General features: G+C 65.1%; 21 protein-coding genes. 10 read left to right on the plus strand and 11 right to left on the minus strand.

The window, feature by feature from the left end; genetic code table 11:
- Positions 1 to 23: 23 nt before the first annotated feature.
- The 3 genes from AC6I6L_RS00950 to AC6I6L_RS00960 are packed head-to-tail and all read left to right on the plus strand — an operon-like array spanning position 24 to position 2,807.
- Entirely contained in the window at positions 24 to 1,268 is a 1,245-nt protein-coding gene (locus AC6I6L_RS00950; protein WP_497915840.1) for a DUF8167 domain-containing protein, read from the plus strand.
- Complete coding sequence (locus AC6I6L_RS00955) at positions 1,265 to 2,491, plus strand: cation:proton antiporter regulatory subunit (RefSeq protein ID WP_497915841.1); 1,227 nt, start codon at positions 1,265 to 1,267, stop codon at positions 2,489 to 2,491. The genes AC6I6L_RS00950 and AC6I6L_RS00955 overlap by 4 nt, the downstream gene beginning before the upstream one ends.
- Before the next feature lie 31 nt (positions 2,492 to 2,522).
- The gene (locus AC6I6L_RS00960) at positions 2,523 to 2,807 is read left to right on the plus strand and encodes a ubiquitin-like small modifier protein 1 (RefSeq protein WP_497915842.1); all 285 of its coding nucleotides are present in this window, start codon (positions 2,523 to 2,525) and stop codon (positions 2,805 to 2,807) included.
- A gap of 286 nt (positions 2,808 to 3,093) precedes the next feature.
- Here AC6I6L_RS00960 and gatD read toward each other — a convergent pair whose 3' ends face one another.
- The 3 genes from gatD to AC6I6L_RS00975 form a co-directional block, all read right to left on the minus strand.
- Positions 3,094 to 4,338 (minus strand): Glu-tRNA(Gln) amidotransferase subunit GatD, encoded by a 1,245-nt coding sequence (gatD, locus tag AC6I6L_RS00965; protein ID WP_497915843.1) that lies wholly within the window; start codon positions 4,336 to 4,338, stop codon positions 3,094 to 3,096.
- An 85-nt stretch (positions 4,339 to 4,423) separates the two neighbouring features.
- Entirely contained in the window at positions 4,424 to 4,636 is a 213-nt protein-coding gene (locus AC6I6L_RS00970; RefSeq protein ID WP_497915844.1) for a hypothetical protein, read from the minus strand.
- A 51-nt stretch (positions 4,637 to 4,687) separates the two neighbouring features.
- Positions 4,688 to 4,921: a hypothetical protein gene (locus tag AC6I6L_RS00975; protein ID WP_497915845.1), complete on the minus strand. Its 234-nt coding sequence runs from the start codon at positions 4,919 to 4,921 to the stop codon at positions 4,688 to 4,690.
- 66 nt (positions 4,922 to 4,987) lie between these two features.
- Here AC6I6L_RS00975 and AC6I6L_RS00980 point away from each other — a divergent pair, with 66 nt between their 5' ends.
- Positions 4,988 to 5,632, plus strand: a complete 645-nt coding sequence (locus AC6I6L_RS00980; RefSeq protein WP_497915846.1) for a DUF8526 domain-containing protein — start codon at positions 4,988 to 4,990, stop codon at positions 5,630 to 5,632.
- A 92-nt stretch (positions 5,633 to 5,724) separates the two neighbouring features.
- Here the strand turns inward: AC6I6L_RS00980 and AC6I6L_RS00985 are convergent, their stop codons facing one another.
- Together AC6I6L_RS00985 and AC6I6L_RS00990 are read right to left on the minus strand one after the other, a co-directional pair.
- Complete coding sequence (locus AC6I6L_RS00985; RefSeq protein ID WP_497915847.1) at positions 5,725 to 6,405, minus strand: ArsR family transcriptional regulator; 681 nt, start codon at positions 6,403 to 6,405, stop codon at positions 5,725 to 5,727.
- Positions 6,406 to 6,574: 169 nt separating this feature from the next.
- Complete coding sequence (locus tag AC6I6L_RS00990; RefSeq protein WP_497915848.1) at positions 6,575 to 7,390, minus strand: hypothetical protein; 816 nt, start codon at positions 7,388 to 7,390, stop codon at positions 6,575 to 6,577.
- 983 nt (positions 7,391 to 8,373) lie between these two features.
- Here AC6I6L_RS00990 and AC6I6L_RS00995 point away from each other — a divergent pair.
- Positions 8,374 to 8,757 (plus strand): DUF5802 family protein, encoded by a 384-nt coding sequence (locus tag AC6I6L_RS00995; protein WP_497915849.1) that lies wholly within the window; start codon positions 8,374 to 8,376, stop codon positions 8,755 to 8,757.
- A gap of 29 nt (positions 8,758 to 8,786) precedes the next feature.
- Complete coding sequence (locus AC6I6L_RS01000; RefSeq protein ID WP_497915850.1) at positions 8,787 to 9,698, plus strand: Vms1/Ankzf1 family peptidyl-tRNA hydrolase; 912 nt, start codon at positions 8,787 to 8,789, stop codon at positions 9,696 to 9,698.
- Between the two features lie 103 nt (positions 9,699 to 9,801).
- Here AC6I6L_RS01000 and AC6I6L_RS01005 read toward each other — a convergent pair whose 3' ends face one another.
- Entirely contained in the window at positions 9,802 to 11,670 is a 1,869-nt protein-coding gene (locus tag AC6I6L_RS01005) for a DUF2339 domain-containing protein (RefSeq protein WP_497915851.1), read from the minus strand.
- A gap of 159 nt (positions 11,671 to 11,829) precedes the next feature.
- On the opposite strand from AC6I6L_RS01005, the gene AC6I6L_RS01010 reads away from it, so the two are divergent.
- Together AC6I6L_RS01010 and AC6I6L_RS01015 are read left to right on the plus strand one after the other, a co-directional pair.
- Positions 11,830 to 12,852, plus strand: a complete 1,023-nt coding sequence (locus tag AC6I6L_RS01010) for an N-acetyltransferase DgcN family protein (RefSeq protein ID WP_497915852.1) — start codon at positions 11,830 to 11,832, stop codon at positions 12,850 to 12,852.
- Positions 12,853 to 12,854: 2 nt separating this feature from the next.
- The gene (locus tag AC6I6L_RS01015) at positions 12,855 to 13,913 is read left to right on the plus strand and encodes a dipeptide epimerase (RefSeq protein WP_497916823.1); all 1,059 of its coding nucleotides are present in this window, start codon (positions 12,855 to 12,857) and stop codon (positions 13,911 to 13,913) included.
- A gap of 91 nt (positions 13,914 to 14,004) precedes the next feature.
- Here the strand turns inward: AC6I6L_RS01015 and AC6I6L_RS01020 are convergent, their stop codons facing one another.
- Positions 14,005 to 14,715 carry a hypothetical protein gene (locus AC6I6L_RS01020; protein WP_497915853.1) on the minus strand — a complete coding sequence of 237 codons (711 nt, stop codon included), beginning with the start codon at positions 14,713 to 14,715 and terminating at the stop codon, positions 14,005 to 14,007.
- A 237-nt stretch (positions 14,716 to 14,952) separates the two neighbouring features.
- Here AC6I6L_RS01020 and AC6I6L_RS01025 point away from each other — a divergent pair, with 237 nt between their 5' ends.
- Complete coding sequence (locus tag AC6I6L_RS01025; protein WP_497915854.1) at positions 14,953 to 15,942, plus strand: hypothetical protein; 990 nt, start codon at positions 14,953 to 14,955, stop codon at positions 15,940 to 15,942.
- Positions 15,943 to 15,967: 25 nt separating this feature from the next.
- Here AC6I6L_RS01025 and AC6I6L_RS01030 read toward each other — a convergent pair whose 3' ends face one another.
- The 3 genes from AC6I6L_RS01030 to AC6I6L_RS01040 all read right to left on the minus strand — a co-directional run bounded on the left by AC6I6L_RS01030 (position 15,968) and on the right by AC6I6L_RS01040 (position 19,966).
- Positions 15,968 to 17,566, minus strand: coding sequence for a sensor histidine kinase (locus tag AC6I6L_RS01030; protein ID WP_497915855.1), 1,599 nt, complete (start codon positions 17,564 to 17,566; stop codon positions 15,968 to 15,970).
- Positions 17,567 to 17,745: 179 nt separating this feature from the next.
- Positions 17,746 to 18,771 carry a DUF7972 family membrane protein gene (locus AC6I6L_RS01035; protein ID WP_497915856.1) on the minus strand — a complete coding sequence of 342 codons (1,026 nt, stop codon included), beginning with the start codon at positions 18,769 to 18,771 and terminating at the stop codon, positions 17,746 to 17,748.
- 142 nt (positions 18,772 to 18,913) lie between these two features.
- Positions 18,914 to 19,966, minus strand: coding sequence for a DUF7972 family membrane protein (locus tag AC6I6L_RS01040; RefSeq protein WP_497915857.1), 1,053 nt, complete (start codon positions 19,964 to 19,966; stop codon positions 18,914 to 18,916).
- A gap of 230 nt (positions 19,967 to 20,196) precedes the next feature.
- Between AC6I6L_RS01040 and AC6I6L_RS01045 the strand changes: the two genes are divergently transcribed.
- On the plus strand, positions 20,197 to 20,706 hold the full coding sequence (locus AC6I6L_RS01045) for an FxLYD domain-containing protein (protein ID WP_497915858.1): 510 nt from the start codon (positions 20,197 to 20,199) through the stop codon (positions 20,704 to 20,706).
- Positions 20,707 to 20,807: 101 nt separating this feature from the next.
- Here AC6I6L_RS01045 and AC6I6L_RS01050 read toward each other — a convergent pair whose 3' ends face one another.
- Positions 20,808 to 21,155: a hypothetical protein gene (locus tag AC6I6L_RS01050; RefSeq protein ID WP_497915859.1), complete on the minus strand. Its 348-nt coding sequence runs from the start codon at positions 21,153 to 21,155 to the stop codon at positions 20,808 to 20,810.
- Positions 21,156 to 21,236: the final 81 nt, after the last annotated feature.

A 21,236-nucleotide genomic window follows, 5' to 3' on the forward strand; every position in this document is an offset into this window, starting at 1 on the left:
CGATGCCGGTACAGGCACCGACAATGACGCTTCCGGTCGAGATACTGCTCGGACTCTACCTCGGATTGTTGACCGGCATCGTTCCGGCGTTCGTCGCCGGCTCGCTCGGGTTCCTCGTCCGGTATTTTACCGGCGTCACGCTACCCGGCTTCGGTGTCGTCGTCCTCGCACTGTCGATCGCCAGCGTTCAGGGCGGACTGCTCGGTCTCGTCGAACCCACGATCGCCCAATCGCCGCGATTGCTCGTCGCAGTGTTGGTCGTTCTCATGCTGGCACTCTATGCCCACAATCAGGGCGACAAACTGGGTGCCGACATACCTCGGCATCTCTCGCTGACCAGTCTTCGCCAGCGAACGCTTTCCGCCGATGTCGTCGAACTCGTCGGGACGGTCGGGCAGGTCACGGTCCGACCCACCGGGGAGATCCGGGATATGGAAGGCTATCCGCCGCTGCCGAACCCCCTCCGCGAGACGCTCAAAACGGGGTCGTGGCGGCTCCCCGCCGACCTTCCGCTGTCGGAACTCGCGGTCCGGCTCGAGGAGCGACTCCGGACCGATCACGACCTCGCGGACGTCGACGTCACGATCGACGAACAGGGGCGAGCGACGATCCTGGCTGCACCGCCTTCCGGGTCGCTCTCGCGGCGCGTGCCGATCGGGAAACGGGCGGTCTCGCTTTCGACGCTGGTCCCGACGGGACTGGACCGCGGCGACGAGGTAGCCGTTCGGACGCCCGATCGATCGATCCGGGCGACGGTCCTGAGTGTCAGTACCGACGTCGACGACACGGCCGCAGCCGAGGATGTCGACGCAGTGGGATCGGAGCGGGGACCACTTACCGACGGCGGCGAAGACGAGCCGACTGTAGCCCCGCAGATCGGGACGTCCAGAGCCAGCGCGGGTGGCGTCGGCCGCGTCACTATCGCCGTGATGCGAAGAGACGTCGAACCGCTGCTCGAGACTGCCGAACCGCGGCTCATCGTTCGATCTCGCGGCACGAACCGGGAGTTCGAGGCCTTCGCGTTGGTTAAACAGGCGGGGTACGCGATCCGTCGCGTCACGGTCGGGACCGCTGGCGGGAACGACGCCCCCTCCTCGGAAGACGTGACGATCCTCGCGGTGCGACGACAGGGCAGCGAGACTGCCGGTCGACGACACGGCTGGGTGTTCGCACCGGGAATCGAGCGCTCGCTGGCGGCGGGCGACGAGGTGTTCGTCGCAGGACCGGAACGCGTTACCGAGGCGTTCGTGGAGGCGATCGCTCGATGATCGGGATCGCGTTCCAGTCGATCGCCCCGGAGGTGGTTCTCGACGTACTCGTCCGTCTCCTCGGGTTTGCCGTCCTCGCGGCCGGGACCGCAGGGGGCGCGGCGGCCCTCTTTCGCTGGTACAGCGCCGAAGAACTTCCCGAAGGTGTCGCCGTGCTGGTCGGCGTCTCCGCGGTTGCGATCTGGCTGAACACGAAGACGGCGCTGCAGGATGCGATCATCGGGACGACGCCGCTTCTCGATCCCGAGACGGCGGTCTACACCGTCTTCACGTTCATCGTCAGCGCCATCGCCGCCGATGGCGGTCGACGCCTCGGCGATCATTTCGCCGCAAACGTGTTCGCCATTTCGACGCCTCGCTCGATCGACGACGTGACCGAGTACGTCCGCTCGGCGGGTCGCGTCGTGACCGTCGAACTCCCCGACGAGATCGAGGACGTCAAGGACTACGACCCGATCGATCCCGACGTCAAGGCGGAACTCGCCGGGAAAGCGTTTCACTTCCCGCGGCGACTCGAGGCCGAGGACCTGCGGCGGCGACTCGTCGATCGACTCCAACGCGACCACGGAATCGGGTACGTCGACGTGGCGTTCGACGACGACGGGACGATCGAACGCCTCGCACTCGGCAGCCGGCCAGCCGGAATCGGGCCGACGCTCGCACCGGGAACCGTCGCCATTGCGCTCCGTGGCGATCCGGCGGTCGATGCCAGCCCCGGTGACGCCGTCCGCCTCTGGCGTCGCGACGGCGACTCGTTCCGACGGATCACGCGCGGCGAACTTCGGGGGACGGCCGGGGACGTCGTGACGGTCGCTGTCGACGCCTCAGGCGCGGCTGCGATCGATGCCGACGACGAGTTCCGCCTCGTCACGCTTCCCGACAATCCAGGTGCGGAGCGCGAACTCGTGTCCCTGCTCCGGGCCGCCGACGAGACGGTGACGACGCTCTCGGTCGAGTCCGGCGGCGAACTCGCGGGAGCGACCGTCGGCTCGCTGCCGGCGCTCGTCCTCGCGATCGGTCGCGGGGATGAGCCGATCGCGCTGCCGGCGGCTGAGACGCCGCTCGAAGCCGGCGACGTCGCCTACGTGCTGGCTCGGCCGGAGGCCCTGCGACGATTCGAGGCTAATTCGATCGAGGCGGGACGGACCAATTCGAGGGGCGAAAGCGGCGATGACGGCGAAAACGGCGTCGTCGATCCCGGCCGCGGCCGGGTAGAGCGGTAGCTACTTGGCCTCGGCACCGATAGCGCCATCTATGCCTACGGAGTGGAAACTGTTCGCCGACCTCGCTGAACGCGCGGGTACCAAGCACGTCACCGTCGAGACCGACGCCGGCGATACCGTCGGTGACGCGTTCGAGGAACTGCTCGCGACCACGCCCGAACTACAGGGGCGGGTCCTCGACGACGACGGCGACCTTCGGTCGCAGATCAACGTGCTTCGCAACGGGACGAACGTCCTCGTCGAGGAGGAGGGGCTCGAAACCGAACTCGAAGCGGGAGACGAACTGGCGCTGTTCCCGCCCGTCAGCGGCGGGTAACGAACCGACCAACGGAGCCGGAACGGCGTCTCGAGCGATTAGGGCGGCTGGCAACCGAGTAAGCCGGGCCGCGATCGCGTGCCAGACCACACTCGACCGGTCCAGAACTCGCTCGTGAAGGCGACGGCATCTAATCGTCGTGGGTTGCCCGGCGAATCCCGACCTGGCCGCGGTCTATTCGACCGCGAGAGCGGGACGTTTCGGACGAGAGAGCAAGTCGTGTCGTAGACCGGCAAATATCCCAACCTGCGGTACGGGAAGCCCGTCGTTTACGACGGGGAGGATGTCACTCCCAGGGGACGGACCGTTCCTGCAGTTCGCCGGCGAGCGACGTGCCCATCGCTTCCTCGACGTCGTCGGCGTGTTCGAGCGCCCACATCAGCTTCACTTTCGCGGTGCCGGGGAGGGTGTCACCGGCTTCGAGGACGCCCGCATCGAGCAGGTCGCGGCCGGTGTCGTAGACGCGATCGCACACTCGGCCCTCCAGACACTGACTCGTCATGACGACAGTGGTCCCGCTCTCGATTAGGTCTTCGATCCGCGGAATGAGGTCCGTGTGAACGTGACCGAGTCCCGTTCCCTCGATGATCAGGCCCTCGCTGCCCTCGACGACGTCGAGAAATGCCGGGTCCATTCCCGGCGTGAACTTGATAAGTTCGACGTCGCGTTCGAGTTCGGGTTCGATCGCGAGGTCCGCCACACCGCGTTCCTGGTACTCTCGTCGGAAGTCGATCTCCTCGTTCTCGTAGTCGATTTCGCCCAGCGGCTTTGCGCCGATCGTCTCGAAGGCGTCACGCCGGGAGGTGTGATTCTTCCGAACGCGCGTCCCACGGTGGAGCGCACAGACGGTGTCGCTCTCGGAAGCGTGCATACAGACCAGTACCTCCGCACAGTCGCTTTTCGCGGCTTCGACGGCCGAGACGGCGTTCATCACGTTGTCCGAGGACGGGCGATCGGCCGATCGCTGTGAGCCTGTAAAGACGATCGGGACGGGCGTCTCGAGCATAAACGAGAGCACGGATGCGGAGTACTGCATCGTGTCGGTGCCGTGCATGACGACGACGCCGTCCGCGCCGGCCTCGATCTCCTCGTAGACGGCCGTCGCGAGGGCCTGCCAGATCGGGGGTTCCATGTTCTCAGAGAGGATGTTTGCGACGACCCGGCCGCGGTAGTTCGCCCGGCCAGCGAGGTCCGGAACCGCACGCAGGACGTCCTCGGCGTCGAACTGCGCCGTCACCGCGCCGGTTCGGTAGTCGACGGTCGAGGCGATCGTCCCGCCGGTCGAGATGAGCGAAATAGTCGGTAGGTCCTCGTCGAACTCGACGGTCGACCCGCTCCCGTCGTCGCCGTTCGCATCGATCTCGTAAACGTCTTGATCGAGCACCGATACGTCGGCCTCGGCGCGATCGATGCCGACGTTGTACCCACCGTCGAGTTTCACGACGAGGTGATCGTCCGTACTCGAGGGGAGCAACACGCCGTCGTACGTGCGGTCCGCGCGATCGACGCGGACGCGGTCGCCTGGGTTCATGGCTGGGCGTTGCACAGCGGTGGACTTGAAGGCACGCTTTCAACGCCGCTGGGGCGAGTCCGCCGACTGTCGCGGTTGCGGCGAATCATCCGAACAGTCCGATGAGTACCAGCCCCAGCCCGGTCAACAGGAGTACGCCGGCGATCACGGCCGTCAACAGTCGCACGGACGACAGCGCGTCGTCGGCCAAATCGAGACGAGGATAGAGCCGACGTGCGGCGGACAGTAACCCCACTCCGAGCAGGATCGCGAACACGCCGAAGACGATCAACTCGGTGCTCACTGGTACGGGTACCATGCCGACTGTCAAAAAAGGCGATCCCGGTGTTCGCGCAGTGGAACTCGCCGGTTATCCGGCGTACGCGACGCCTGCAGCGACGCAAAAGGCCGCCCCGATCAGGACGGCACAGAGCGCGATCGCGCCCCCGATCAGCCGCAACAGGTCGGTCATCAACCGCGGGTACTCCGGCTGAGGCTCGATATTCATCACGAGCACGAGCACGAACGCTCCGGCACCGCCGATCGCCACGCCCATCGTCGCCGTCGCGAACCAGCCCATGTCGGCAGTGAGCGACGCGGCCACCTATACGCTGTGGCCGCCCTCGACTCGGGGAAAGGTCCTTGACGACGGCCCACCTCACGTCCAGACATGAGCGATCGCTCGGAGGACGTGACCGAGACCCGCGAGGGTACTGCCCGCTCAACCGAGGAGCTACTCGCGGAGACGGAGGACCTCCTGTCGGGATCCGGGGTCGAGACGGATCGATCGTCCTCGGAGCGATCGAGCGCCCGCGACCGTCCGTCCCCGGAAGACGGGGGAGCAACCGATTCGTGGTGGCGATCGTCGGACGCGGATGCAATGCCCGCATCCAGTATCGAAACCGAGGGCGACGACACCGGTGACTCGCGTCGCTCTCGGCTCTCGCGACTGACGCCCGGCCGGTCTCTCGGGGAGTACGTTTCCCCGAAAGCGTTTTTCGCGCTCGTGCTCGCGATCGGTGCCGGACTGTTCGCCGGCGATCTACTCGTTCCGATCGCCGGTCGGATCGTCGGTATGTTCACGGTCGCGTTCGCGATCGGACTGCTCGCGTCGAGACGCCGGTATCTCGAACTCACCGCCGCGGGCGTCTCCGTCGGCGCGGTCGCCGCGCTGGCAAACCGCGCGTTCCTCGCACTCGCCGGCTCGGGGCGGACGATCATCGCAGTCGGGGCGACGATCGGGTTCCTTTCGTGCGTGATCGGCTACTATTTCGGACGCGATCTGCGAAACGGGCTGCTGGCCGATATCGAGTGATACCCTCGGCGCGCCAAACTGGCACAGCCTACCGGCTCGTCGAAAACGGCACTAGATCCCTCGACAGTCGCTCCGAATTCCGTCTGTACCGTTCAGTCCTCGTCGGCTTCGAGGGGCAGGCCGGTCGACAGCTCCCACCCGCTTTCGGTTCGTCGGACGACCCCGTTGTCGGCCATCACTTCGAGGAGTTCCGTCACGACTTCGCGAGGAACGTCGATATCCGCGCTGAGTTCGTCGACCGATTTGGGTTCCGATCGAATACTCCCGAGCAAGTCGGCGTAGATGCGGCTTTCGGGACCGGTGCCGACGCGTTCGGAGATTCGATCGAGCACGTCACAGAGTCGTCCCTGAACCCACCGCTGTGCCAGCGAGAGCTCGTTTTCGAGCTGTTCTAAGTCCTCGAGTGCAACGAGCAGGTCGTCGAGACCGTCCGTCTCGTCCCACGAGACGTCCAGCGAGAGGTGTCTGCAAGTCGTGATATCGAAACTGCTGTTCGAGGGGTAGGCGCTCTTGCTCGCGTAGCCGTACGGCGAGACGTTTACCTCGAGTCTGACGTTTCTCGCGATGTGGAAATACTTCCGCCGCTGGTCGTCGACGCGACTCTCGATCAGCCCCGCCTCCTCGAGTTTCCGGAGGTGTTCGATGACCGCCTTGGGACTCACGCCGAGATAGTCAGAAATCTCAGTCACATAACAGGGTTTCCGGGAGAGCAATCGCAGAATTCGTCTCCGATTTTCGTTCCCGAGCAAATCGAGCAACGCGGCGGAGTCCATCGCCCGACCGTAAGGGGTCAGCGGTGAAAAGCGTGTCTTCTCGCTGTACCGTCGGCCTTGCGTACTGCACCCTGTGTCGCCGTTTCTGAAGCGGCATCGCACGGGAACCGGGTGCGTTCGCTACGCCTTTCGGTACTCGAAGTGGCTCCTTGGCGCGATCGATCTTCGCTCAGTTCTCGTCGTCGGTATCGTCCTGTGGCTCGTCGCCGTCTTCTCCGCCGGAACCCGGCCGTTCGGCGGCGGAACCGCCGTTGGCTTTCGAGGCCACGTCATCCGGGTGGCCCTTTTGACCGGCAGTGCTGGACTCGTTTCCGGGAGCGTCGTTCGTCGGCTGGGTGGGCGAGGGGTGGGTCGCACCCTCGCTCGCTGCCGATTGATTCGCCGCGCCGGTTGCTGATCCCGGACCGCGTTCGTCGGGTGGTCCCTGTCCCGGAACCCGCTCGTGGCCGGCGAGTCCCCGTGCGATCGCCGCGACCTCCGGGCCGGCGAGGTCTGAGGCGTTCTGCTGAAGCGTCTCGAGTCGCCTCTCGTCGACTCCGGTCTCCGTGGCTCGCTCTCTGGTCTGGTTGACCGATCGATCGAGTGCGGCGATCTCGACGGTTAGTTTGGCCATTCGGGAGCGGTACTCGCCGGTCGATAGCTCGTCTTTCCGGTCCCGAAGCTCGGCGTGCTCGTCCTCGAGGGTGGCGAGCGTGGTCTCGAGGTCGTCGGTTCGATCCCCGACGATTTCGGCCCGGCTCTCGTTGTCGGCGTTCTCGTAGGCGGCCTCGAACATCCCCGACTCGACCGCGTGTTCTGCATCCGCCGAACTCGTCTGCATGAACGTCGATACCGTCGTGTTCGCCGCCTCGTCCGCAGCCGATTCGCCCTCGGCTGACTCGTCGTTGCTGACGACGCCAGCGACCGCCCCGCTCGCCACGGGGGCGATCGCGAGGCCGACGATGGCAACCAACACGAGACCGACGACCGCCCGTCTCGAACTCATTAGCCATCCGTACCGTTCAACATCCTAAAAAGGCGGACCTTCGTTCGAACCGTTCAATTCCGTCGATCGACGCCCGAGAGACGGTTTGAGCGTTTACAAAACGTTCAGCCTCCGTCATTTGCTGATATGGATTGTCGTCTCTTAGGGTGTCATAGAACTGTTGTCACACTGGGTCTGGGACGATACGTACAGGGAGTCTACCGGTCACGATTCATCGAACGACCACTTTCCGTCAACGCTGTGTATTGAGAACCCAGCGCTGGTTTTAGAGCTGGTCACGCGGTCGTGGACTTGGACGCGGTTGAAGTTCTCTCTACCGACACTCGCATTGTAACAGCCTGTCGCTTGCGTATTCTCACCCCATGATGGGCTACAAATTCCGACTACATAGCGCACCTCTTCGTAGGCGTGTTGGAGTTCATTATGCAACGATTCAGAAACGACTGGAGCGGTAGGGGACTCAAACCGTTCCTGCCAATCATCGTGTAGCCGGTTTATTTGAGGGGAGTCAGAACCGGGTGGATTGCTGAGAGTAACGGTAATAACAGATTCGCTGTACAATTGGTTCTCCGTTCGGTATCTTGCCTCGATTGATTTCTCTTGGACGTATCCCGTTGCGGGAGAGCCACAGCCAAGCACCGAGTCCGCTCAGTGCGGCAGCTCCAAGTGACCCAATGACGATCCGGCGGGAGGGCATGTTTTGACGCATTATTTACAAATGTTTGAAGTTTCTGATGGACGCCTCTGTTAAATACGCATATCTACTTACCAGCGCGTTTATCCAGTGTCACGGTGAAAAATAACCGCCTTGTGAACAGTTCTATAACACCCTCGTCTCTGTGCAGATCCCATCCGCATTTCTCCGCTCACGGTAGCGGACCCGAAGCCGGGGCGACGATCGCTCTGGATAGTTCGCTGATAGCACGACGATGTAACTCTGTCTGCCAACAACTATACCAACTCGGACCGTGCTACTAGCTACCATGTTCGAGGTGTTTTCGCGCAGCTACTATCTCGGGCGCCTCTACGTGACCCCGATCGAGGGCGACCACGCACTCATGGACTACGAACAGCACGAACGGATCAACCGGGAGGTGTACGCCACCGGAGAGGGGGTCGAACGGCTCGACGCGCCCCTCGTGATGAAACTCGAGTCACACCACTTCCCGGTCCACGGCGACGATGCCGTCCCGACGAACACGCTGGCCCTTCCCGAGTCGATGCTCGATGAAACGAAGATTCGGAACCCGCCGTCGCTTCAGGAGGTGTTGCTCGCCCGCCGCGAGCGCGCCCGTCAGTTACTCGAGTTCGTCGGTGGGTCGCCACGGCCCGATTTCGACGACGAGTATCCCGACGCCGGAACCTAAAAGTAGTCGCGCTCCGCTGGTTTCGCCAGATGCTCGACGAGTTGCTCGGCCGCGCCTCGCTGAAAGCGCGCATCGACGAGTTGGAAGACGAAAACGATCGATTGCGAAAGCGATACGAGGCCGAACGGGAGCGTCGAGCCGACGCCACGACGGCCAGACAGGACGCCGAGGAGGAGATAAATCGGCTTGAAGATCGCATCGCCCAACTCGAAGGCGAACTCGATCGGGTCGACGCCGATAGCGCCGGCCCGACGGTCCGCCGTCGCGAGCAACTGCGCGGCGATCGACTCGCGGCCGTTCTGGACAGGCTCTCGTCGTTCCGGACCGGCCCGGAGGCGGCGTTCACTGCGGTTTTCGAAGACGGCGTTCCCGACCCCGTTCGAGACGACCTCGAACCCGTCCTGGGCGATCGAATCGCGCTCCTCGACGACGCCGCGCCCTGCCTGTGTTGTGTCGACGACGCAGGCCTCGTCTCGGTGACGCTCGACCCACCCGTCCGGCCCGACTGCGACCCGACCTGGGACGATCGGTTCGTCCTCGATCGGGAGTGGTTCCTGCCGACGGGCCGGTACGCGCTCGCGCTCGTCCGGGCCGACCTGTTCGCACTCGGCGTCTACGAGGACGGCGAGCGCGTCGACTACCGCGGCTTCGAGAGCGACGTCAAGGGGAGCCACTCGAAAGGCGGCTTCTCGCAGGCCCGGTTCGAGCGAATCCGGGACGGGCAGATCGACGACCACCTCGATCGCTGTCGGGAGGCGCTGGCGGAATTCGACGCCGATCGCGTCTTTCTCGTCGGTCAACGCGGCGTCGTCGCGACGCTCGCAGCGGAGGCGAGCCTCGACCCGGACGCGACGGCGGCGGTCGACGCGACTGGCAAGCCGGAACCGGCACTTGCGGACGCGCATCGATCGTTCTGGACGACGGAGTTGCGCGTGTTGTAATCTCGGCTTTCAGCGCTCCGTCTCCGTCTCGCTTCGGCCGATACCGATCGTCACTCGCGATCGTCGTAATTCGTCTACTCGCTCACCGAACTCGCGATCGACGTCACTCGTCCTCTCGCTCACCGAACTCGAGATCGAGGACCGTCCCGCCCTGCAACCGGGCGTAGCCGTAGGAGGCGGCGAGCAACACGGCCCCGAGGACGAGAAACGAAAGCGTGCGCGCGACGGTATCGAGGTCGCTCGTGTCGAACAGGAACACCTTCGCTGTCGTCACGCCGAGCACGCCGACGCCGAGCAGTCGACTCCCTCGGGTTCCCGTGGCGAACCCGATGCCGAGCAACGCGAGTCCGAACAGCGCCCACGCGACCGAAATTCCGACCCCCGACAGTTCGAGTGCGAACGCGACCATCGCGAGGACCGTCCCCGCGCCGGCGTAGAGGCCGGCTACCGGCAGCCGGCGATCGCGCTCGATCGCCCTCAGCGACGAGTCGGCGGTCGACAACCGCCACGCGAGGGCGAAGAAGACGCCGATCGCGAGCGAGAACGAGACGGGGCGACCGGTGAGCGTCGCCGCCGGATCGCCGGCGTCGAACGCCGACAGCGCGGTCGCGTCGACGACGAGCAGTTTCACGACGAGCGCGCCGGCGAGGACGTGGACGCCGGCTCGGAGGGCCGGGACGTCGGCTCGTCTGGCGAGAACGACGCCACCACAGATGACTGCGAGCATGGCGACGGTCGACGCGAACGGATCGGTCGCCATCGCGAGTCCAGCGGCGAGTAAGATCACCGAACCGGCGGCGGCGGCGTGTTCGCGCCAGACCGGCCGGCGATCGACGATCGCGAACGCCGCCGCGAGGACGACGGCGACGGCGATCGTCCCGAAACCCGCACCGTCCACCCCGGAGAGGGCGTTCCGTGTCGCCAGTTCGAGCAGGACCGCCGCCCCGACGGCGGCGACGGCGGTGAGGACGACGAGGTGGACGCGAACCGATCGCTCGTCGGCGCGATCGCTCCGTCGGATCACGTACCCGCCGACGAGGTAGATCACGAGCGCACAGCCCCCCGCGAGTCCGATCGCCGCCGTCGGGGGGTCGAGATCGACGATCCACAGCGCCAGCACCCCGTAGGTGGCGAACGTACTCGAGACGAGGAGTCTGCTCCAGGGGCGAACCGTCGCGATCGCGACGAGTCCGCCGGCGAGCAACAGGACGTACACCGGCGTCACGATGAGCGTCGCGGCGTCCGTGCTCAACGAGGCCGTAACGTAGCCCAGGAGAAACGCCTCACCGACGACGAGGGGAGCGCCATCGCGGACGGAGACGACAGCGGTGGCGGCCACGAGCAGCGTCAGCCCGACGAGAACCGCCCACAGCGGCGTCCCGATCGCCGTCCGGTAGCTCTCGAAGCCGTAGGCCGCATAGAGGCTGAAGTAGGTGATCGCGAGCCCCGCGCCCGCGGCGGTGCGCCCCCAGCGGACGTACCCCTGTCGGGTGGCGGCGTACCGGCCGCCCGCGAACAGCACCAATCCACCGATCGTACCGGCGGCCACCCGTCCGAGTGGGCCGAGCAGCCCCTGCTCGATCGCGAGTCGGACGAAGAACACGACCCCGACGACGAGCGCGAGCGCGCCGACGAGGCCGAGCCAGCGGATGCCGACGGTTCGTTCCCAGTCGCGACCGGCGTCCGGCTCCGCACTGCCGGCGCTCACGTCGGTCGAATCGTCGATGTTGACGGGGGCTGTGCCCGGCTGTTCATCACCGTCCGTCTCGGTCCCGTTGGGTAGCTCGGCCCCGTCGGGCGGTTCGGTTTCGTCGGGTGTTTCGGCTCCGGCGGGCGTCTCGGGCCCGTCGAGTGTTTCGGCTCCGTCAGCCTCGCCGTCGATCGATCGCTCGATCGACCGGAGCCGGCGCTCGAGCGTCTCGATGTCCTCGCGGAGGGCGGCGACCTCGCGGCGGAGGTCGTCATCGTTCATCGCTATCGACATTTTCGCGCCGGTATCAAATACGTACCGACCGGCGAACGAACGCCGTCGATCGGGTCGATCGTGACGTGCCATCACGAATCTCGAGACGGACTCTCACGACGCGGCTGTCTCGATATTATATAAGTTACCGCCCGTTTAGATCCCGGTATGCGCGTTGCAATTCTCGCACACGAAAAATTCCCCGACCGGGCCAAGACGGCCCTCGGGGTGCTTCGCTACGCTGACTACGAGGCCGTCGCCGTGCTCGATCGCGACACCGCCGGCCGTCGCGTCTCGGAGTTCGTCCCCGACGTACAGGACGCTCCGATCGTCGCCGGCATGGACGATCTCGACACGGCGGCGATCGACGCTCTGCTGATCGGCATCGCCCCGATCGGCGGCGGCTTCGACGAAAGCTGGCGCGACGATGTTCGGACGGCGATCGAATCCGGCTGTGACGTCATCTCGGGGCTGCACTACTTCCTGGCCGAGGACGAGGAGTTCGCGAGCCTCGCGGCCGCCCACGACTGCGAACTTCGGGACGTCCGCAAGCCGCGCGACGACCTGACGGTCGCGGAGGGAATCGCCGGCGAGGTCGACGCGGAGGTCATCCTCACCGTCGGCACCGACTGCTCGGTCGGCAAGATGACCGTCTCGATGAAACTCGCCCGCGACGCCCGCGAGGCGGGCTACGACGCTGCCGTGATCCCGACCGGCCAGACCGGCATCATGATCGAGGGGTGGGGGAACCCGATCGATCGGGTCGTCTCGGACTTCACCGCGGGCGCGGTCGAAGAGATGATCCTCGAGAAGGGCGACGAGCACGACTACCTCTTCGTCGAGGGTCAGGGCAGTATCGTCCACCCCGCCTACTCGGCGGTCACCTGCGGGATTCTCCACGGTTCGATGCCCGACAAACTGGTGCTCTGTCACGTCGCCGGCCGGGAGGCGATCCACGGCTACGAATCGTTCCCGCTGCCGTCGCTTCCGACCTACGTCGACCTCTACGAGAACCTCTCGGAACCCGTCGCTGACGCGCCGGTCGTCGCCGGCGCGCTCAACACTGCCGACGTCGAGGGCGACGAAGCGGCTCGCGAGGCCGTCGACGAGTACGCAACCGCGATCGATGCGCCGGCGACGGACCCCATCCGGTTCGAGACCGACGACCTGCTCGAGACGCTGCTCGAATGACCATGGCGCTCGAGACCGTCTTCGAACGGTGCACGCTCCCGCTCGAATTCCCGTTCACGATCGCCCGCGGGACGGCGACCGAGACCGAAGTGGTCACCGTCCGGATCGAAGACAGCGACGGGACGGTTGGCGTCGGCGGCGCTGCACCCTCGTCCCACTACGGCGAAACCGTCGACACGGTCGCGGCCGTGCTCCCGGACCTGTTCGCCGTCGTCGAGGACGTGGGCGACCCCCACCAGCTCGATCGGATCGAGCGACGAATGCGCGAAACCGTCCGCGGAAATCCGGCGGCCCGCTGTGCCGTTAGCATCGCCCTGCACGATCTCGTGACGAAACGTCTCGACGTGCCGCTGTACCGGTACTGGGGGCTCGACCCGGCGGACTCGCTCGAAACGTCATACACGATCGGTCTGGACGACACCGAGACGATGCGCGAGAAGACCGAGACGGCCCTCGATCGCGGCTTCAGTACGGTAAAAGTCAAACTCGGTACCGATCGGGACGTCGAAATCGTCGACACGATCCGCTCGGCCGCGCCCGACGTGCGCCTGTTCGTCGACGCGAACGAGGCCTGGACGCCCCGCGAAGCGGTCGAAAAAATCGATCGGCTCGCGGAGTTCGATCTCGCCTTCGTCGAACAGCCCGTCCCGGCCGAGAATTCGGAGGGGCTTCGGTACGTCTACGAACGGTCGGCGCTGCCGATCGCCGCCGACGAATCCTGCATCACGCTGCCCGACATTCCGCAGATCGCGGATCGCTGTGATATCGCGAACCTGAAACTCATGAAGTGTGGCGGCCTGCGGGAGGCCACGCGGATGATCCACACCGCACGCGCTCACGGCCTCGAGGTGATGTGTGGCTGCATGACCGAGTCCAACGCCTCGATCGCGGCGGCCTGCCATCTCGCGCCGCTGCTCGATTACGCCGACCTCGACGGGTCGCTCTTGCTGGACGCGGACCCCTACGACGGCGTCCCGATGGCCGGCGGTGAGATCGATCTGGCGGGACTCGATCGATCGGGGACCGGTGCGGTCCGGGAGTCCGAACGCCAGTCCTCGTGAAGGGGCGCGGGGTGTGACTCCCAGCGGGCGACGCGAGGTACGACTTGCAGAGGACGACGCGAGGATCGACTCGCGAAAACGACGCGGGCTGCTATTCGAAGGTGGCTACCAGTTCGCCGTCCTCGAGCGGGTTCGGTGCCTCGTCTTCGAGTTCGTCCCGTTCGGCCGTCCGCGCGTCGTCGTATTTCACCCGGGCGACGCCGGTTTCGTCGACGGCGTACACGACGCCGCTGAATCCGATGTCAGCCTCCCAGACCGCCCCGTCGCTGCTGACGCCCGAGGTGGCCCCCGCCGCCCGGAGCAAGAAGACGATCGTGATCTCGTCGTACCAGTCGATCGTCTCCCTGTCCCGAACGTGATTGGCAACCCTGAGGATGTGATCCGACCCGGACCTGTCACAGAGCACGTCGTGGGTCACGTACGATCGCTCGAAGGCGTCGACGTACTCGACTATCTCGTCCGTAGCGAACGCCGCGGGCGGTTCGGGATACGGCGTCGTCTCCGCCGTCTCGTAGGTTCGAGACTCCCCGTCGTACTCGATTTCGATCGTCTCCTCTTCTTTCTCACACTCCGGCCGAGCGGGTTCGCCGTCGAACTGTGAGACGACGGACTCCACGGCCGCCCGCTCTGAATCCCCGTTGGTTGTCGTTTCGTTTTCCATTTCTTCGTCATCCTCGTCGCTATCGTCATCCTCGTCGTCGCGAGTCTGCTCCGTTCCGGGTGCTTCGGGCTCGTCTGCGAGACACCCGCTGAACGCGATCGCTGCCGTCGGGAGTGCGGCGAGTAGCGGTCTCCGGTTCATCTGCGCGATTTTCTGTCGGGAAGGTATAAAATCTGCGGCAACGTAAAATCAGCGTTGTAGTTTCCGCTCTCGGCGGAACGACGAAGCCGACCCGGACCGTGTCTGGGTGATCATCCACTCCCGGCCACCGCCGCCCGTTCTTATCGAACTCGAGACTCTCATAAAGAGTAGGGAGAGATCATCTAGAGGAAATCCGGACTGCTGTTTACGAGCGTGGCGGCCCTGGTGGGGAACGTCATGAAAGACGGGGACGATTCGTCGCGACTCTCCCGACGGACGGTGTTGAAGGCAGCGAGCGGGGCAGCCGCGATTCCAGCCACTGGAACGGCACAGGCCGGCGGCAACGAGGACGAAACTGCACACTCCCGCCTCGAGTTCGACTGTCCGGACGCGACGCTGGAACCGAGTCACGGCTACTGCGCCGGGGCGAGCCTGGAGGGCTGTGCGGACGACCACCCGGTGACGATCGAACTCCGGGGGGCCGTCGACGAGACGCTCACCGATCGCTACCCCGACGCCGGGGCGCTGATCGACGCCGGCTTCAAACCGTACTTCGACACCCTGAACGGCGGCGACGGCTGGTCACACTGGCTCAACCCCGAGTACATCGGTGACGACACGATCGTCGACCCGGACCGACCGGAGTCGGTGCTGGTCGATAACGATTCCTGGCGATCGATCGGCGTCATGTTCATCGCGACCCGCGTTAGTAACCCGGTCTCGCCGCCCGTGATCTACGACGATGAACTCGGCGTTACGTACGAGGACGAACTCGCGCCGACGAATCCGGAACCGGCGACGGAACCGACGGAACACGGCGACGGGAGCGACCACGACGACACCCATCCCGACGGCGAGGGGCACACCGCACATTCGCTTCCCGGCGATTCGGCCGATCGGTGTTCTCCCTGGCACTACCACGCCGGCGCGCCGGGTCGGTTCGCCTGGTGGTACTACCGGACCGTGTACGGAAACGAGGTCGGTGCCGAAACGCTCTCGATTCCCTGTCAGACGCCCTGTATGATGCACGTCTGGACGATCGACCACCCCGAGGGCGTCCACGCTCACGACGGGCCGCCGTCGGAACACCGCGAGCAAGAGCCCGCGGCGAACGCGGGCTTCGAGACCGACGCCGAACCCGGCGACGAAACCCTCGACTGGGACGTACTCCCCGAGGCGCTCACCCCCGATCGGTTGCCCGAGGAGTTCCCTTCGCTGGGTCCCTGATACGACCCGTCAGATTTCTGTAGCGTTACGCGTCGTCGGCGGAGCGCAGCGTAAACGAAACCGTCGTCCCCTCGCCGGGTTCGGAGTCGATCCAGATGTCGCCGCCGTGGCGCTCGACGATCCGTCGACAGAGCGCGAGACCGATGCCGGTGCCGGCGTGTTCCTCGTGGCTGTGGAGGCGCTGGAACACCTCGAAGACGCGGTCGTCCGCGGCGGGATCGATCCCGATCCCCTCGTCGTGAACCGAAATCCGGCACCATCCGTCGTTCTGCTCCGCCTCGATGTGGACTCGAGGGGGTTCGTCGCCGGCGTATTCGATCGCGTTCGAGAGCAGATTCTGAAACACCTGTTGAAGCTGACTCTCGTCACCCACCGCCCGGGGGAGGGACTCCGCGGTGATCTCGGCGCGTTCCTCCTCGATTTTCACCTGCAGGTTTTCGAGTGCGCACTCGAGCGCGTCGTCCAGTTCGATCGGTTCGAGCGGATCGCCCTGGGTGTCGACCCGCGAGTACGCGAGCAATCCGTCGATCATCTCGCGCATCCGATCGGCACCGTCGACGGCGAACGCGAGGAATTCTTCGGCGTCGTCGTCGAGGTCGTCGGCGTGGCGACACTCGATGAGTCGGAGATAACTGGAGATCATCCGAAGCGGCTCTTGCAGGTCGTGGCTGGCGGCGTAGGCGAACTGTTCGAGGCGCTCGTTCGACTCCTCGAGTTCGCGCTGTATCCGCTTTCGCTCGGTGATATCCTGTGACATCGTCAGCCCCGCGTAGACGGTCCCGGTCTCGTCCGTGATGGGGACCGCGTGCACGAGCCACTCCCGTCCCTCGTCTTCGAGTTCGATCGACGCCTCGGTGCCCCCGGTGCCGTCGAGGACGGATCGAAACAGCGGCTCCAGCGCGTCGGCGTTCTCCTCGCTCCAGGCGTCCCGGACGACGTTCCCTTCCAGATCCTCCGGATCGACGGTGAGATCGTCGAACGCCTGGCCGGCCGCCAGGGTGTACCGGAGGTCCTCGTCGAAGAGCGTCACGGCCCCGTTCGGGAAATTGTTCGCGAGCGTTCGGTAGCGCCGCTCCGAGGCCGCGAGTTCGCGCCGCGTTCGATCGTTTTCGATCGCCGCGGCGAGCACGTTTGCCACGCTCTGGACGAAGTTCGCGTCGTGCTGGGTGAACGACCGTCGTCTTTTCGTGTGCACGCCCAGAACGCCCCACGGCTCCTCGATCGAGCCGATAATGACGCTGATCCCGCTGATGACGCCGTGGCTGGTGAGTAACTCGGGGCCCGAAAACCGGTTTTCCGCCGGCAGATCGTCGACGATGATCGGCGTCTCCGAGATGAGGGTGTACCCGGCCTGGGAATGCGTGTCGGTCGGGACCGTCGTCTCCCCGACGATGCCGTCGCGCCATCCGACTCCCCATCTGAGAAACAGCTCGTCGTCGTCGGGGAGCAACTCTAGAACTTTCGTGAACTCGGCATCGAGCGTCTCCGCGAGGGCGACCGTGGTCTCGTCCATCAACCGATCGAGGTCGTCGGTCTCGAGCGCCTGCTGCCCGAGTTCCGCGACGACTTCCTGTTGGCGGACCCGTTCGTGGAGCTCCACCCGTTTCTCGGAACTCGGCACCATGTCTCACTCGAGTAATCGGGAGACACGTGTAAACCCTTTCATTTGGTGTTCATTTACAAACACTTCCTGGCTCGATTACGCACGTTGGGTACGCCGTGCGCCAACGACCGTTCGAGCCTGTCCTCGCCCTGATCGCTACTCGACCCACACCTCGATCGCTTCCGAGCAGACCGCGGGTGCTACCCGAGATCCTCGTCCCGCTCTGACTCCCGGAGGATAAACGGCCCCATCGCCAGCGTCCGTTTGGCGACCGTGGCGATCCGGAGGATGTAGACGATGAAGACGACGAACGGAGAGATTCCGACGACGAAGCCCGCGCTCGTCACCCAGACGAGGTTGTCGACGCCCAGCGTCGTCCCCGGGAGTGCGCTCCCGTCGACGTACATCAGGAACAGCGCGATCACCGTCAGCGCGGGCACCGAGATGTAGAGCAGGGCCCGCGAGAGGTGGATCAGCTCCCACTGGAAGTACAGCGTCTTGAAGTGTTCGCGTGCCGGCCCGAAGAACTTGAGGACGGTGATCATCTCGTCGAGTTCCGCGTGAGCGTCGTCCGACAGTTCGTCGCCGTGATCGGCGCGGATTTTGCGGGCGTCGTAGATCTTTCGGGAGTAGTTGAAGTTGAGCGCGTTCCAGATCACGTCGAACGTCCCGAACTGTGCGTTCTCGAGGTCGTCCTTGACGACGCGGGCGTTCTCGAAGACGTCGTCGGCGTAGTCGTCGATTTTCCCCTGCAGTTCGTCGCCGCAGTCGTTCGCTACGGCGCGTTCTAGGTCCGTCGCTTCCTCCTCGACGCCGTCGACGAGTTCGTAGAGAAAGGCCGAGGGTTCGGGCGGCGTCACGCCCATATCGAGTTCCTCCTCGATGTCCCGGCGGAACCCCATCGCCTCCTGCATCCGCTCGCGCTGATCGCCGACCGCGCCGAGTTCCTGAGAGAGCACCAGCTGGTTGATCGTGACGACGATCGACGTCCCAGTGATGATCGCCCCGATGAACGCCGAGAATATCCAGAAGGTCCCGTTGTGCCGCTGGACGATCACGCGGAGGGGCGTAAAGCCGAGGAAACTGGTCCCTACTAGAACGGCGAACACCGTCGCCAGCACCGCCGCCGTGAAGAGCCACCGGTTCAGCCGAAGCAACACCCATAGTCGTGCGCCACCGACGCCGGCCCGCTGACTCAGCACGCCGTTCGAGTCCGAATCGCTCATTGACCGTACCGAACGAACGACGACGACGGATAAAATACTCCCGCGGGAATGAGCAACCCCGCGGTCGTCCGATCGGCCTCGACTCCGGGCTCGGCCAGTACGGTCCCGGCTCGATCGTGAGGATACCGACGAGCGCGATCGACTACCGGTCGTCGCCGTAGGTCACGTCGAACGGCCCTTCGTCGGGGTCCTTCTGTGGGATCATCGGGCCGATCGACGCGGTCCGGCGCGTGACGGTCGCGGTTCGAAGGATGTAGGACGCGAGGAGGGTGAGCGGCGAGAGGCCGACGACGATCAGCCCGGTGACGACGTAGGGCAGGACGACGGTGCTGATGGTCGGACCGGCGAAACCGGCGTACAGGAGGCCGATGAGGATCGCGGACAGGATCGCCGGAACGCCGAAATAGATCGTCAGCTGCGAGAACCGGGTGAGTTCCCGCTGGAGATAGGTCGTCTTGAACTGCTCGCGGGCCACGTTGTACAGCTTCAGTGAGTCGATCAGGTCGTCGAGGTGGTCCGTCGCGACTGGTGACAGCGAATCCCCGTATTCGCCGTGCAGGTGGCTGGCGACGTGCAGATGCCAGGCTTCGTCGTAGTTGATCGCCGCCGAGACGGCGGTAAACGAGCCGAACGCTTCCTTCTCGAGTACCTCGTCGACGCGCCCGGTCCGCTCTCGAACGCTGTTCGTGTACCGCGTGACCGTTTCGCGGACGTTCTCGTCGTCGTGAGTCGCCACGGCGTCGGCGAGGGCGGCAGCGTCGTGTCGGATCGATTCGACGATCAGTTCGAGAACCCTGGTCGGCGTCGCCGGGCTCGCCGGAACGCCCGTGTCGGCTGCGACGTCCCGTCGGAACTCGATGACGCCTTCGAGTCGATCGCGCGCTTTGCCGGCGGCACTGAACTCCTGTGAGAGGATGAGCTGGTTGACCGAGACGACCAGCGTGACCAGCGAGAACGTCCCCGCGATCATCCCGCTTGCGACCCGCGTGACGGTGCTCGGGTCGACGAACGAGACGATACCGAGTTCGCGCAGGACGAGCAAGAGGGCGACGACGACGATCGACAGGAGCCCCGCGACGACGACGCGATTGCCCTCGAGTATGAACCACTCACGAAATCCAGCCAGCGGTCCCGATTTCACACCGACGTCCGCCCCGTAGCTCTCGAGCGTCTCGTCGGTTTCCGAAGGCCCCATGGCGACACGTTCCACCGTCCCGACAATAAGGCCCTGCGTTGCATACACCGCTCGTGTCCGCGTCGGCCACGGATACGTGGCGACTCCGCGTCGTCGGAATGGACAGACGATCGGCGTCTCGGGACGCGAGCACGACCGCTGACGGTTCAGGGTCCACACTGAAATACGTCCGCGGTGTCGAATCATCGTATGCCCGGTAACGGAACTCCCTCACGGACGCAGGTACGGCGATGACCCGATCGGAGTCGACCAGCCGACGGCGACTGCTCGCATCGATCGGTGCGGGTATCACGGCCGCAGCAGCCGGCTGTACGGGTAGTGGCGGACTCGACGGCGAACCGGCCTACGAGGACGGGTCGGTCGACGCGAGAAACGCCAGTAACGGTTCCAATCGATCGGCGTCCCAGATGTCCGCGGCCGAGGCGGTCGCCGGACGGGAACCGAACACCTCGGTGACGCCGCTCGATCCGCTCTCGCTGATCGAACACGAGTTCGTCGTCGAGCCCGGCTACCTCGGCTCGACCGTCCAGGGAATCGTCGCGAACACGGGGTCCGATCGAATCCAGCTCGTCGAAGTCCGGACGCGGGTCTACGACGACGCGGGCAACATGCTCGGCCAGTACGTCGCCAGTACCGGCGACCTCGACGGCAACTCGTCCTGGTCGTTCCAGGTAGTGGTCCTCGAGTCCCCGGCGGACGTCGCGGACTACGACATTACGGTCCTCGGAACGCCGACGTGAGTTCTCGCTCCGATCGTGACGTCGACGACGTTCTCGCTACCGAGGAGGACGATATCACCTCCTCGAACCCTACGAGGAGGACGATGTCACCGCTTCGAACCCTACGAAGAGGACCCCATCCCCGCGGTGAGGTCGTCGTCGACCGCGTCGACGAGCGCCTCCGGACCCTCGTTCAGCGCGTAGGCGGGTCGCCCTTTTCCCGTCGGCGACGTTTCAGTCCCCGAAATCTCCTCGACGACGCCCTCACTCTCGAGGCGGTAGAGCGATCGCATCACGTCCGCCTCGGTGAGCGATCCGACCGTCTCGACCGCTTCCAGCCGCGTCTTGCACGCCTGCCGGAGTTCGGGCGTCTGCACCGGTGTCTCGCCTTCCCGTTCGAGCGCGACGACCCCGAGCAGGACGGCCTGATCGGTCAGTGACAGCGAGTCGAGGGAGACCTCTGAAGCCATACTGGTCCGTTCTACCTGGAAGACGGTATTCGTTTCTCCCGCGACAGATACGACGGGTGAGAAGATTCGCTGGAGGGAGTC

This window comes from Halosolutus sp. DAT137 (genome assembly GCF_059736405.1).